At 72.5% G+C, this 12,797-nt stretch carries 11 protein-coding genes; 7 read left to right on the top strand and 4 right to left on the bottom strand.

Features of this window, described 5'->3' with window-relative positions; all coding sequences use genetic code 11:
• Window positions 1–5 precede the first annotated feature (5 nt).
• Window positions 6–233 carry a 4Fe-4S dicluster domain-containing protein gene (locus ACZ7MX_RS04200; protein WP_030411784.1) on the bottom strand — a complete coding sequence of 76 codons (228 nt, stop codon included), beginning with the start codon at window positions 231–233 and terminating at the stop codon, window positions 6–8.
• A 361-nt stretch (window positions 234–594) separates the two neighbouring features.
• On the opposite strand from ACZ7MX_RS04200, the gene ACZ7MX_RS04195 reads away from it, so the two are divergent.
• From ACZ7MX_RS04195 to ACZ7MX_RS04175, 5 genes are all read left to right on the top strand, one after another.
• Complete coding sequence (locus tag ACZ7MX_RS04195; RefSeq protein ID WP_472129131.1) at window positions 595–1,500, top strand: DMT family transporter; 906 nt, start codon at window positions 595–597, stop codon at window positions 1,498–1,500.
• Between the two features lie 13 nt (window positions 1,501–1,513).
• A complete protein-coding gene (locus ACZ7MX_RS04190; RefSeq protein WP_472129129.1) occupies window positions 1,514–1,858 on the top strand; it encodes a PASTA domain-containing protein in 345 nt (114 codons plus the stop codon).
• Between the two features lie 163 nt (window positions 1,859–2,021).
• Window positions 2,022–2,573 carry a MarR family winged helix-turn-helix transcriptional regulator gene (locus tag ACZ7MX_RS04185; protein WP_472129127.1) on the top strand — a complete coding sequence of 184 codons (552 nt, stop codon included), beginning with the start codon at window positions 2,022–2,024 and terminating at the stop codon, window positions 2,571–2,573.
• Window positions 2,570–5,167, top strand: coding sequence for an MFS transporter (locus ACZ7MX_RS04180; protein WP_472129125.1), 2,598 nt, complete (start codon window positions 2,570–2,572; stop codon window positions 5,165–5,167). Before ACZ7MX_RS04185 ends, ACZ7MX_RS04180 begins: the two co-directional genes overlap by 4 nt.
• 135 nt (window positions 5,168–5,302) lie before the next feature.
• Window positions 5,303–6,763 (top strand): SDR family NAD(P)-dependent oxidoreductase, encoded by a 1,461-nt coding sequence (locus ACZ7MX_RS04175; protein ID WP_472129123.1) that lies wholly within the window; start codon window positions 5,303–5,305, stop codon window positions 6,761–6,763.
• On the opposite strand, the gene ACZ7MX_RS04170 is transcribed toward ACZ7MX_RS04175, so the two are convergent.
• Window positions 6,742–7,707 carry a LysR family transcriptional regulator gene (locus ACZ7MX_RS04170; RefSeq protein WP_472129121.1) on the bottom strand — a complete coding sequence of 322 codons (966 nt, stop codon included), beginning with the start codon at window positions 7,705–7,707 and terminating at the stop codon, window positions 6,742–6,744. The two genes, ACZ7MX_RS04175 and ACZ7MX_RS04170, sit on opposite strands and share 22 nt — an antisense overlap.
• A 95-nt stretch (window positions 7,708–7,802) precedes the next feature.
• On the opposite strand from ACZ7MX_RS04170, the gene ACZ7MX_RS04165 reads away from it, so the two are divergent.
• Entirely contained in the window at window positions 7,803–8,420 is a 618-nt protein-coding gene (locus tag ACZ7MX_RS04165) for a maleylpyruvate isomerase family mycothiol-dependent enzyme (protein ID WP_472129119.1), read from the top strand.
• A 30-nt stretch (window positions 8,421–8,450) separates the two neighbouring features.
• Here the strand turns inward: ACZ7MX_RS04165 and ACZ7MX_RS04160 are convergent, their stop codons facing one another.
• Window positions 8,451–10,523 (bottom strand): M3 family metallopeptidase, encoded by a 2,073-nt coding sequence (locus ACZ7MX_RS04160; protein WP_472129117.1) that lies wholly within the window; start codon window positions 10,521–10,523, stop codon window positions 8,451–8,453.
• 118 nt (window positions 10,524–10,641) lie between these two features.
• On the opposite strand from ACZ7MX_RS04160, the gene ACZ7MX_RS04155 reads away from it, so the two are divergent.
• Complete coding sequence (locus tag ACZ7MX_RS04155; protein WP_030411793.1) at window positions 10,642–11,076, top strand: CBS domain-containing protein; 435 nt, start codon at window positions 10,642–10,644, stop codon at window positions 11,074–11,076.
• Window positions 11,077–11,304: 228 nt separating this feature from the next.
• Here the strand turns inward: ACZ7MX_RS04155 and ACZ7MX_RS04150 are convergent, their stop codons facing one another.
• Window positions 11,305–12,060, bottom strand: a complete 756-nt coding sequence (locus tag ACZ7MX_RS04150; RefSeq protein ID WP_472129115.1) for a transglycosylase family protein — start codon at window positions 12,058–12,060, stop codon at window positions 11,305–11,307.
• Between the last annotated feature and the right edge of the window lie 737 nt (window positions 12,061–12,797).

Below are 12,797 nucleotides of genomic sequence, written 5' to 3'. Positions count from 1 at the left end.
GCCTCTCATCGCAACAAATAGGGCATGTTGACCGTGACCGCGCCGGTGGGACAGCGAGCGGCGCACGGGCCGCAGTACCAGCACTCGTCGACGTGCATGTACGCCTTGTTGCTGGCCGGATCGATGGCCAGCGAGTCCAGCGGGCACATGTCGACGCAGAGCGTGCAGCCGTCGATGCACTTGGACTCGTCGATGGTCACGGGCACGTCGGCCCGTTGCGACGTCAGAGGCATGGCGGTCTCCAGGAAGCGGGGAGGCGGGGGAGGCTGGGGGAGCGGTGGGGCGGGAGCGGGACGCGGACCGCGTGGGGGAGCGGCCCGGTGAGCGGCGGGGCGCTCGGCGGATATGCGGGGACCATAGCGACGCATTCCGGCCAGTGGTGTTGCCGGAGTATTGCGCCACCCACGAAACCCGAGACACCTGCCCCGACCTGCGCTTGTGTGCGGCCCGGGGGAAGATCTGCCACCGGGCGGGCCGGCCGTATGCGGTGCCGCCGGCCGGACCACCCGGCCCCCGTGTCGGCAGGCCGGCCGCGCCGCCTCCGGTTAGCGTCGAAGCTCCAAGGCTCCGCCGCCGTGCCCGGGAGGTTGCCGCATGGCCACATGGCCGGCCGTGCTCTTCGCCCTGCTCGCCGCGGCCAGCAACGCGCTGGCCACGGTGCTGCAGCGACGTGCGGCCCGCACCGTCCCGCTGGCCCCCGGCCTGCGCGTGGGTCTGCTCGTCGACCTGCTGCACCGGGCCGCCTGGCTGGGCGGCATGCTCGCCGTCATCGCCGCGGCCTGCTTCCAGGCGCTGGCGCTCTCCCAGGGCGCGCTGTCCGTGGTCCAGCCGATCTTCGTCCTCGAACTCCCGCTGGCCCTGCTCATCGGCCGGCTGCTGCTCGGCGGGCGGATCTCCCGCGGCGGCTGGACCGGCGTGGCGCTGATCGTCGTCGGCCTCGGCCTCGCGCTGGCCGCCGCCGCCCCCATCATCGGCACCGACCACGCCCCGCTCGGCCGCTGGGTACTCGCCCTGGCGGTGTGTGCCGCGGTCGTCGGGACGGCGGTCGGGGCCGCGCTGCGCCACGGGGCCGGCGGCGTACGGGCGGCCTGCTTCGCCGCCGCCGCGGCCGTCTCCTACGCCCTGACCGCGGCCCTGATGAAGGACGCCACGCACGCCTGGCAGACCGGCGGCCCGGCCACCTTCTTCGCCTCCTGGCAGACCTACGGGTTCGCGGTCGTCGGCGTGCTGGCCCTGTTCCTCTTCGAGAACGCCATGCAGTCCGGACCGCTGACCGCCTCCCAGCCGGTGCTCACCCTGGGCGATGCGCTGGTGAGCCTGTCGCTGGGCGTCACCCTCTTCGACGAACGGGTCCGCACCGGCTGGTGGCTGATCCCCGAATGCGCCGGCATCGCCCTGGTCCTGTGGGGTGCCCTCCACCTCTCCCGCGTCGCACTGACCAGAGACCTGGTCACCGGCCAGGACACCCCTGCGGCGGTCAGTGACCGGCCCGCCCGCTGATCGTTCACCGGAGATGAACCACACCCGCCACACCAGCACCGTCAGAACCGTCCTCGCCACGGCCACTGCCGTCACGGCCCTCGCCGTCCCCCTGCTCGGCCCGGCCGCACCGGCCCGCGCCGACGGCCGTCCGATGCCCGATGTGACGGGCAAGAACCTGGTCGCCGCCTACGAGGAGCTCCACTACAACACCACCGTCCGGTTCCGGGACGGCCGCGGGGCCGGGCGCATCGTGCTCTGGCCGGCCTCGTGGAAGGTCTGCGGCCAGGACCCGGCACCGGGCACGCCGATGGACGGCCGGAAGATCACGCTCACCGTGGTCAAGGCCACCGAGGAGTGCGCGGCCCCGGCCGCGTGAGGACCACCGCGGTGCGGCCGCCGGCGAGCCGCCGGACGGTCGCACCGGAACGCCTCCGCCCCCGATGCGCCACACCTTCTCCAGGGCCGCTAAGCTTGCTGGATACAAGCAATCTATTGGCCGGATCGAGCCGATCGATGCCTCACCGCTAAGGATCAACACGATGAGTAAGGGTCTCGTCCCGGGATGTGACCGGGCGGCCCCGCCGATCACCGTCGAGTCGGCGCTGGAAGAGGCGGCGGCCGGGCTGGGAACGGAGATCGTCCGTTTCTCCCGGCTGCTCGCGGCCTGGAAGCAGCGGGCCAAGACCGACGGCGGCGCCGCGGACCGGGTGCTGCTGGCCCGGCTGGTGGTCGGCGGGGACATGCGGGCGACCGACCTGGCCGCCGATGCGTTCCTGGACCTGTCGACGGTCAGCCGCCAGGTGCGTTCGCTGGTCGAGCGCGGCCTGGTGGCCCGCCGTCCCGACCCGGAGGACCGCCGCGGGTCACTGCTGGCCGCGACCGACGCCGGACGGGCCGCGTTCGAGAACTACCGGCGTCAGCGCGACGCCGAACTGGCCGAGCTCCTCGCACCGTGGTCGCCCCAGGACCGGGCCGACCTCATCCGGCTGCTGGGCCGGCTCAACGAGGACATGGCGACACGACAACACACACGGCTGGGTCCCGGGGGAGACCAGGGTGCCGCCGTGGAGCAGGGAGAGATACGTACATGAGCACCACCTCCCCGCCCGAGGCGGGAGCCAAGGCGATACCCGGGTCCGGAGTGCTGACCCACCGTCAGATCCTCACCATCCTCAGCGGCCTGATGCTCGGCATGTTCCTCGCCGCGCTCGACCAGACCATCGTCAGCACGTCCATCCGGACCATCGCCGACGACCTGCACGGCCTCAGTCAGCAGGCCTGGGCGACCACCGCCTACCTGATCACCTCGACGATCGCCACCCCGCTGTACGGCAAGCTGTCCGACCTGCACGGCCGCAAGCCCTACTACCTCACCGCGATCAGCATCTTCGTCATCGGCTCGGTGCTGTGCACCTTCTCCACCTCGATGACCGAACTCGCCGCGTTCCGCGCGGTGCAGGGGCTGGGCGCCGGCGGTCTGATGTCGCTGGCGCTGGCGATCATCGGTGACATCGTCCCGCCCCGCGAACGCGCCCGCTATCAGGGCTACATGCTCGGCACCTTCGCCACCTCCAGCGTCGCCGGGCCGCTGATCGGCGGCGCGCTGGCCGGCCAGGACCAGCTGCTGGGCGTCACCGGCTGGCGCTGGGTCTTCCTGGTCAACGTGCCGATCGGCATCATCGCGCTGTTCGTCGTCGCCAGGGTCCTCAACATCCCGCACACCCGGCGCGACCACCGCATCGACTGGTGGGGCGCGCTCACCATCTCCGTCGGCGTCGTCCCGCTGCTGCTCGTCGCCGAGCAGGGCCGGGAGTGGGGCTGGGACTCGTCCCGGTCGATCGCCTGTTACGTCATCGGCGCGGTCGGCATCATCGCCTGGATCTTCGTGGAGCGGTGGATCGGCGAGGACGCGCTGATCCCGATGCGGCTGTTCCGCAACGGCACCTTCAGCAAGACCAGCCTGATGTCCGTACTGATCGGCATGGGCATGTTCGGCGGGATGCTGATGATCCCGCAGTACCTCCAGATCGTGAAGGGCGCCAGCCCCACCAGGTCCGGGCTGGAGATGCTGCCGCTGATGGCGGGCATGTTCATCGCCTCCATCGCGTCCGGCCAGATCACCGCCAAGACCGGCCGCTACAAGGTCTTCCCGATCGTCGGCACCGCGCTGATGATCGCGGCGATGCTGCTCTTCCACTACCGCGTCCAGTGGGACACCCCGCTGGGGGAGACCATGGCCTACATGCTCGTCTTCGGCCTCGGCCTGGGCGGCTGCATGCAGACCCTGGTGCTGGCGGTGCAGAACGCCGTGCCGCCCAAGGACATGGGTGTGGCGACCGCGTCGTCCACCTTCTTCCGGCAGATGGGCGCCACCGCCGGTACCGCGATCTTCCTGTCGGTGCTGTTCAGCACCGTCGGCGACAAGATCGCCTCGGCCTTCCGGGACGCGGCGGGCACCAAGCGCTTCCAGGCCGCCCTGCACGACCCCGCCGTCCTGCACGACCCGGCCAACAAGCCGGTGCTGGACATGCTCAAGCACCCGGCCAACGGCAACTCCTCGGGCGTGCTCAGCGATTCGTCGTTCATCCAGCAGCTCGACCCGCGGCTCGCCGAGCCCTTCAAGCGCGGCTTCGCCGACTCGATGCACACCGTGTTCCTGATGGGCGCGGTCGTCGTGGCGCTGGCGTTCGTGCTGATGTGGTTCATCAAGGAGGTGCCGCTGCGGCAGATCTCCGGACTCCAGGCGCGGGCCCAGGCGGAGGCCGAGGCCAACGGCGAGGCCCCGCCCGCCGCGGAAGCCGCCGAGGACCCGGCCGAAGCGGCTGAAGCGGCCCCAGCGGCCGCACCCGCCGCGGCCCCGGCCGGTGACGCCGTACCGGTGCCGGCGCACACCCCGGCGACCGCCGCGGCCGACGCCACCGGACCGGCCATCAGCGGCGCGGTCCGGGACGGCTCCGGGCAGCCGGTGACGGGCGCCGCGGTCACCCTCATCAGCGTCGGCGGCCGGCAGCTCGGGCGTACGCAGACCACGGCCGACGGCGGCTACGCGCTGCCCACCACGGGCGCCGGCACCTATGTGCTGATCGCCTCCGCCGGTGCCCGGCAGCCGCAGGCCGTGACCGTCGTGGTCGGCGACGGACCGCTCACGTACGACCTGGTGCTCAGCGGCGCCGCCGGACTCGCCGGCGAGGTCCGCGAGGAGAAGGGCGACGAGCCGGTGCCCGGCGCACTGGTCGTGGCGACCGACGTGCGCGGCGAGGTCGTCGCCTCCGGTGTGGCCGGCCAGGACGGCGGCTTCGCCTTCGGGGAACTGACCCCCGGCAGCTACACCCTGGCCGTCAGCGCCGAGCAGCACCGCCCCTCCGCCCTCCAGGTGGAGGTCGCCGCCGGTAACCGCAACTGGTACGAGATCCGGCTGACCCTCGGCGCCCAGGTCCGCGGCACCGTCCGCACCGCCCAGGGCGCCCCGGTGGACGACGCGCGGGTGACCCTGCTCGACCCGGCGGGCAACGTGGTCGGCACCGCCACCAGCGGCCAGGACGGCGAGTACGTCTTCACCGACCTGGACAGCGGCGACTACACGCTGATCGCCAGCGGGTACCCGCCGGTCGCCACCCCGCTCCGGCTCGGCGCCGCCGGGCAGAGCGACTGCGACATCGAGCTGAGCCATGACGCGGTGAACTGACAGCTCCGTCGGAGGTGTGCGGGGCCCGGTGCGCGAGCGCACCGGGCCCCGCACCGGTTTGGCGGACCCGGCCCCGGCTACGTACAGTTCCGCGGTACAGCAATCGAACACAGATCCAGGAAGCGGCAGCGGCGAATGACGGTGACCGAAACAGGCCGGGCCGAGGGCACAGGCATCGACGCGGAGCGCATGGCCATCTGCCTGAGCGTGCTCCAAGAGCTGGACGCGCTGCCGATCGACCACCCCGACGCGGTCGCCATACGCCGCGCCACCGCCGGCATCTACCGCAAGGTGAAGCAGCGCCGGCGGCAGGAGTCCCGGGCGGCGAAGACGGCCAACGACCGGGCGGTCACCGCGGCCACCGCCACCGGCGCACCCGACCGGATCGACGACGAGACGCAGGGCCTGGCCCTCAGCAGCTCCGTCACCACGGAGATCGCCGGCATCCTGCAGCGCCCGCGCTCCTGCTACGTCTGCAAGAGCCGCTACACCGAGGTCGACGCCTTCTACCACCAGCTGTGCCGCGACTGCGCCAAGGAGAACCGCGCCCGCCGCGACGCCCGCACCGACCTCACCGGCCGGCGCGCCCTGCTCACCGGCGGCCGCGCCAAGATCGGCATGTACATCGCGCTGCGGCTGCTGCGCGACGGCGCGCACACCACGATCACCACCCGCTTCCCGCACGACGCGATCCGCCGCTTCACGGCCATGCCCGACAGCGCCGACTGGCTGCACCGGCTGAAGATCGTCGGCATCGACCTGCGCGACCCGGGGCAGGTCCTCGCGCTCGCCGACGCGGTCGCCGCCGAAGGCCCGCTCGACATCCTCATCAACAACGCCGCACAGACCGTGCGCCGCTCACCCGAGGCGTACGGACAGCTCCTCGCCGCCGAGTCCGCGCCGCTGCCCGCCGGCGAACTGCCCGCCTCCCTGATCCTCGGCCACTTCGGCAGCGGCGCCCCGGCGGCACTGCCCGCCGCCCCGGGCACCACCGGCGCACTGACCGCCGACGACGTCACCGCACTCGCCCTGACCACCGGCTCCGCCACCCCCGCCCGGATCGCCGCGGGCACCGCGATCGACGCCGGCGGGCTGGTACCGGACCTGCACGCCACCAACAGCTGGATCCAGAAGGTCGACCAGGTCGACCCGGTCGAGCTGCTGGAGGTCCAGCTGTGCAACATGACCGCACCGTTCCTGCTGGTGAGCCGGCTGCGCCCGGCGCTCGCCGCATCCCCCGCACGCCGCAAGTACGTGGTCAACGTGTCCGCCATGGAAGGGCAGTTCAGCCGCGGCTACAAGGGCCCCGGCCACCCGCACACCAACATGGCCAAGGCCGCGCTGAACATGCTCACCCGCACCAGCGCCCGGGAAATGCTGGAGACCGACGGCATCCTGATGACCGCCGTCGACACCGGCTGGATCACCGACGAACGCCCGCATCCCGAGAAGATGCGGCTGGCCGAGGAGGGCTTCCACGCCCCGCTCGACCTGGTCGACGGCGCGGCGCGGGTCTACGACCCCATCGTCCGCGGCGAACAGGGCGAGGACCTGCACGGCTGCTTCCTCAAGGACTACGCGCCCAGCCCCTGGTGATCCCGGGCCGGCCCGGCCGGTGCCCCGGTGCCGCCCGCCGGCACCGGCAGGGCCGTGTGCAGCCGGTCGAGCAGCGCCCTGGCCGCGGGCGTGGCCGGGCCCGCCGTCCGCCAGGCCAGGGCGACCCGGCCGCGCGGCCGCGGATCGGTGAGGGCGAGGGTACGCAGCCCGTGCTCCGCCGCGACGTCCGGCGGCAGCGCCGGGATCACCGCCACCCCGAGCCCCCGCGCGGCGAGCTGCGCCAGCACCGCCGGGGCCGCCGCCTCGAACGCGATCCGCGGCCGGATGCCGGCCTGCGCGCAGGCCCGCTCCAGCACCCCGCGCAGGCCGGTCCCGCGCGGCAGGCTGATCAGCGGACGCCCCTGGAGCTCGGCCAGCGGGAGCGCGGCCCGGTCCGGCGGGGTGAGCAGCGGATCGTCCGGGGCCACCGCGGCGACCAGCGGCTGGTCGACCACCAGCCGCAACGAGATGCCCGGCGGCGCCTCCTCCTGCGCCAGCCCGATGACCGCGAGGTCGAGCTCCCCGTTGTGCAGCGCGGCCAGCATCCGCTCCGAGGTGTCCTCGGTGAGGGAGATCTCCACCTGAGGGTGGTCGTCGTGGAAAGCGGCCAGCAGGGCCGGCACCTCGAAGGCGTCGAGGGCGGCGCCCGAGACCAGGCCGAGCGCGACCCGGCCGCGCAGCAGCCCGGTGAACTCGTCGACGGTGTGCCGGATCCCGTCGACGGCGGCGAGCGCGGCCCGGGCATACCCGAGGACCGCCGCGCCCACCTCCGTCACCGTCACCCGGCGGCCCGAACGGTCCAACAGCGGCTGCCCCAGCTCCCGTTCGAGCTGCCGGATCTGCGCACTCACCCCCGGCTGAGCCAGGTGCAGCCGGACGGCGGCCCGGGTGAAACCGCCCTCCTCCACGACCGCGACGAAGTACCTGAGCTGGTGGAGTTCCATGCCGGCGATCCTAACCAGCCCCATAACCACTGCTTCTGGGAGGCAGAACCAGTTGCTCTTGGACTTATGGCCGGCGGAACAAGATCCTTGACGGTATGGACATCAAAGCGGCGATAGCGGCCGAACGCCGGGAGCTGGCGGACATGTTGGACGGCCTGCCGGACGCGCGGTGGGACGCGCCGACGCTGTGCGCGGGCTGGCGGGTGCGCGAGGTCGCGGCCCATATGTCGATGGGTTTCCGTCACCCGCTGCCCAAGGTGGCGGCCGAACTCCTCAAGTCCGGCGGGAACATCAACCGGATGGCCGACCGGCTCGCCCGCAAGGACGCGGCGGCCGCCACCCCGCGGCAGCTCGCCGGCTTCCTGCGGGAGCACGCGCACCACCCCTGGAAGCCGCCGGTCGGCGGGCTCGCCGCCGCGCTGGGCCACGACGTCGTCCACGGCCTCGACATCACCGTCCCCCTGGGCATCGACCGCCGGGTCCCCGAGGACCGGCTGCGCGTCCTGCTGGACCACGTCACCCTCCGGTCCGCCAAGTTCTTCGGCGCCGACCTCCGCGGTCTCGCCCTGCACGCCGACGACCTCGACTGGTCCTTCGGCACCGGCACCCCGCTCACCGGCAGCGCCCAGGACCTGTTGCTGGTCGCCTTCGGCCGCAAGCTCCCGCCGGGCCGTCTGCACGGCGCGCAGCAGGACCGGTTCCTGGCCGCCTGAGCCGCCCGGCCCTGCCGCGGATCCCGGGAATCAGCCGGCGAGCTCGGGACCGTCCGCCCCGGCACCGTCCGTCCCGGGGCCGTCCAGCCCGTGCCGGGCCAGCAGCGGGGCGAGGTCCGGATCGCGTCCGACCACCGCACGGAACGCCGCCATGGCGTCGACGCTGCCGCCCCGGGCGAGGAGTTCCCGGCGGAAGATCTCCCCGCTCTCACGGACCGGCCGCCCGTTCTCCCGGAACCACCGCACGGTGTCCGCGTCGAGCACCTCGGCCCAGCGGTAGCCGTAGTAGCCGGCCGCGTAGCCGTGGGCGAAGATGTGGTTGAAGTAGCCGGTGCGGTACCGCGGCGGGATCGCCGCCGACGCCAGGCCCGCGCGCTCCAGCGCGGCCGCCTCGAACGCCTCGGCCCGGTCCGCGTCCGGCAGGCCGTCGTCCGCCGACAGCGAGTGCCAGGCCCAGTCCAGCACCGCGGCGGCCTGGTGTTCCACCATCCGGAAGCCCGCACCGAAGGTCGTGGCCGCGCGCAGCCGGGCCGGCAGCTCGGCGGGCATCGGCTCGCCGGTGCGGTGGTGCCGGGCGTAGTGCGCGAGGACCTCGGGCCGCTCCGCCCACATCTCGTTGACCTGGGAGGGGAATTCCACGAAATCCCGCGGCACCTGGGTGCCGGACAGCAGCGGGTACCGGACGTCCGAGAACAGCGCGTGCAGCGCATGCCCGAACTCGTGGAACAGCGTGGTGACTTCGCTCCAGGTCATGAGCACCGGTTCGCCGGCCGGTGGCTTGGTGATGTTCAGGTTGTTCACGACCACCGGCCGCTGGTGCAGCAGTTGGGACTGGAGGACCAGCGAGTTCATCCAGGCGCCGCCCCGTTTGGACGGGCGGGCGTGGAAGTCGCCGAGGTACAGACCGAGCGGGCCGCCGTCCGCGTCGTGCACCTCGAAGACCCGGGCGTCCGGGTGGTACGCCACCAGGTCGGGCCGCTCGGTGAAGGTGATTCCGTAGACCAGCCCGGCGGCGTGGAACACCCCGTCGTGCAGCACGGTCTCCAGCTCCAGATAAGGCCGCAGATCGGCCGCGTCGAGGTGGAACCGCTCCTTGCGGACCCGTTCCGCGTAGTACTGCCAGTCGGCCGCGCGGATCTCCGGCACCCCGGCCGCCTCGGCCAGCGCTGCGGCCTCCCGCTCCGCGTTGGCGAGGGCGGGCCCGGTCAGCCGGGCGAACAGCTCCTCCACCGCGTCCGTGGTGCCGGCCGTCCGGTCGGCGACCTCCCAGGCGGCATGGCTGGCGTGGCCGAGCAGCGCGGCACGTTCGGCGCGCAGCCGGGCCACCGCCACGGCGACCGGGCCGTTGGTGTCGGTGCCGCGGCCCAGCGAGGCGGCGAGCAGCCGTTCCCGCAGCGCGGGGTCGTCCAGCGCGGCCAGCTCGGTCTGCTGCGTGAAGTTCTTCAGCACCAGCGCGAACCGGCCCTCGTGTCCCAGCGCCCGGGCGTTCTCCGCCGCGGCGGCGATCTGCGCCTCGGGGAGTCCGGACAGTTCCCCGGCGCTGTCCACGATCAGCGCGGCGGCGGCGGTGGCCGCCCGGACGTTCTGCTCGAACCGCGTGGACAGCGTCGCCAGCTCGGCGTTGATCTCCCGCAACCGGCGCTGCTGTACGGCCGTGAGCCGCGCGCCGGCCCGCACCCGGAGCGTGTGATGGCGTTCCAGCAGCCGCAGTTGTTCCGGGTCGAGGCCGAGCTGCTCCCGCCCGGCGTGCAGCGCGTGCAGCCGCGCGAACAGGCCGGGGTCGAGCAGCAGCGCGTCGTCGTGGGCGGCCAGCCGGGGGGCGATCTCCGCCTCCAGCGCCTCGATCTCGTCGTCGGTGTCCGCCCCGGCCTTGAGGAAGAACACCCGGCGCACCCGGTTCAGCAGCACGCCGCTGCGTTCCAGTGCCTCCACGGTGTTCTCGAAGGTCGGCGGCCCGGCCCGGCCGGCGATCGCCGCGACCTCGTCCAGCTGCTCGGCCATGCCGCGTTCGAAGGCGGGCAGATAGTGATCGGTGCGGATCCGCGCGAAGGGCGGCAGCTCGTAGGGAAGATCACTCGGCTCGAAGAAGGGGTTCGACGTCACGGGATTTGAGCGTACGCCCGGGGCGGCGCGACCGGGCCCGTTCCCGGGAAGCGTCGGGGGGCCTTTCGTGGTGTCATCGAAGGGCGAGGCAAGCAACGCTCCTGAGACGGGAGGAATCATGGCCGGCAAGCTGCGAGCCCGAGAGATCATGACCGGCGGTGTGCGCTGTATAGGCGCGCACGAATCGCTTCAGGACGCGGCCAAGATGATGCGCGACCTGGAAGTCGGAGCCCTGCCCATCTGCGGTGACAACAACAAGCTCATGGGCATGATCACCGACCGCGACATCGTCATCACCTGCTGTGCCGAAGGCGTGGACCCGGCGACCGTGCAGGCCGGTTCGCTGGGCGGGGAACTGCACTGGATCGATGCCGACGCGGACGCCAACGAGGTCCTGCAGACCATGGAGAACCACCACATCAAGCGTCTGCCGGTGATCGACGTCGCCGGTGGCCACCGTCTGGTGGGCATGATCACCGAACAGAACCTGGCCAAGAACCTCAGCGACCGCCAGATCGCCGAGTTCGCCACCCGCGTGTACGCGACCGCCTGAGGGGAACGCCCTCGGCGCGGCCCGCACCCGTCCGCCCGCGGGCCCGGCCCCCGGCCGGGCATGCGGGCAGGCCGTCCGCGGCGCCACGGACGGCCTGCGACCCTCACCGTGCGTCAACCGGTGACCCGGCGGCCCGGGTTACCCGGACGATCCGGCGCGCCGGACGTCCAGGAATCCATCCGGGAATCCATCCGGAAAATCCCCAACGTCCTTCGGTGGATACCGAATTCACTCGGTGGCGCCGGAGTGTGAGCGCGGTACGGCGAGCCGGGTCCCCGGGAAAATGAGGTCCGGATTGGCGCCGATCACCTTGCGATTGGCCCGGTAGAATTCCTGCCAGCGGAATCCGTGGGCGGCGGCGATACCGCACACCGTGTCGCCGGAATTGACGACGATCGAGCCGTGGGTACCCCGGTGCCGAATGGCCTTTTTGGTCTTGTTGGCCATTTTCGCCTTGTTGGCAGGGTTGGTCTTGTTGGGCTTGTACCGCTTTTCGTGGAACTGCGGGTGGTGGACCCGGGCCCGGGCCGGCGCCTGGACGTGCCGCCGGGGCGCCGTGTGCGCGGTGCCGGACGGTGGCGTGCCGTGCCGGGCCGCCGAGTTGAGCCCCAGCCGGGCCGAGCAGGCGGGCCAGGCCCCCCAGCCCTGGCGCGCCAACACCCGTTCCGCCACCTGGATCTGCCGTGCTCGGCTGGCGTGCGCGGCTCGCGAGCCGTACGCCTGGCCGCCGAACGAGCGCCAGGTGCGGTGGGCGAGCTGGAGCCCTCCGGAGAATCCGTTGCCCGTGTCGATCCGCCAGTTCCCGCCGCTCTCGCATCCGGCCAGCCGGTCCCAGGTGCCGCTGCTCACCGCGCCGGCGGGCTGCTCGGCCGCCACGTTCAGCGCCCCGGCCGCCAGCAGGACGGCCGCCGCCGTGATGCCCCGGACCCCATTGCCCCGGAACTCTCCCCGGGTGGTCGATTCCGATACCTGAGGAAATTCCATGCGTTGCTCCCCTCGCTCGCCGCGCAGTTCCCTGGCGGCTCTTCGGAACGCCTGACGCCTATCGGATTTCCCGGCCGAGTGCGGTGGTGCGGGGTGCCCGTGCACTCGTCGGTGAATTTCCGGTGCGGCGCCATGAATTCGACGGGCAAGAGACAACCACGCGCCGAGTTCGGCTCGGCAGAGCGCGCGGTAGCGCCGTCGCGGCCCGCCCTGCCCCCTTGTCGCGGCGGCCGGGCCGTGCCTGCGCAGGGTGCACCGGCCGTGACCGGCAGGGGCGCATCCCCCGTGCCGTGGCGCATCCGTCCGGGGCTGCCGGCGATCACCCACCCGCTCCGGGGGTGTCCGCCGAGCGCATCCGGACCTCTCGGTGCATGCGCTGCGCAGGCACGCATGCACCGCGCACAGACCTTTGGTCAGTGCTACGGCTCGTCGGACGGCGGGGTGTGCGGGCGACCACCCGTATCGCCGGGGAGCGAGGTGCTGCTGACGCACCGTCGCGTTCGGCGCGAACCCAACCGCCGGGTTTCGAACGCTAGTTACCGGTGATGAAACCTCGCGTCAATGTGGCGTTGATCACGCCGTGTGGGTAAAAGTGCAGGTCGGGAGCACACTGTGCAATTGATCGATCACTTTCTGCTGATTCTGTGCGAAGCCTGATTAACCCTGAGGCCCCCTCTCATCGGTGAGAGGGACAGGAACGGCTTTCCGTTCCGCCCCCTCCGCAACGACGCGGAGCG

This window comes from Streptomyces sp. NPDC107765 (assembly GCF_055657085.1).
Note: the sequence above shows the minus strand (reverse complement) of the source record. Positions and strands in the feature narration are given on the sequence as shown.

Bases quoted from the DNA above. Each gene is read 5' to 3' on its own strand.
- ACZ7MX_RS04190 (WP_472129129.1), top strand. From the start codon at position 1,514: ATGAACCACACCCGCCACACCAGCACCGTCAGAACCGTCCTCGCCACG.
- ACZ7MX_RS04185 (WP_472129127.1), top strand. From the start codon at position 2,022: ATGAGTAAGGGTCTCGTCCCGGGATGTGACCGGGCGGCCCCGCCGATC.
- ACZ7MX_RS04165 (WP_472129119.1), top strand. From the start codon at position 7,803: ATGGACATCAAAGCGGCGATAGCGGCCGAACGCCGGGAGCTGGCGGAC.
- ACZ7MX_RS04170 (WP_472129121.1), bottom strand. From the start codon at position 7,707: ATGGAACTCCACCAGCTCAGGTACTTCGTCGCGGTCGTGGAGGAGGGC.
- ACZ7MX_RS04155 (WP_030411793.1), top strand. From the start codon at position 10,642: ATGGCCGGCAAGCTGCGAGCCCGAGAGATCATGACCGGCGGTGTGCGC.
- ACZ7MX_RS04180 (WP_472129125.1), top strand. From the start codon at position 2,570: ATGAGCACCACCTCCCCGCCCGAGGCGGGAGCCAAGGCGATACCCGGG.
- ACZ7MX_RS04150 (WP_472129115.1), bottom strand. From the start codon at position 12,060: ATGGAATTTCCTCAGGTATCGGAATCGACCACCCGGGGAGAGTTCCGG.
- ACZ7MX_RS04200 (WP_030411784.1), bottom strand. From the start codon at position 233: ATGCCTCTGACGTCGCAACGGGCCGACGTGCCCGTGACCATCGACGAG.
- ACZ7MX_RS04195 (WP_472129131.1), top strand. From the start codon at position 595: ATGGCCACATGGCCGGCCGTGCTCTTCGCCCTGCTCGCCGCGGCCAGC.
- ACZ7MX_RS04175 (WP_472129123.1), top strand. From the start codon at position 5,303: ATGACGGTGACCGAAACAGGCCGGGCCGAGGGCACAGGCATCGACGCG.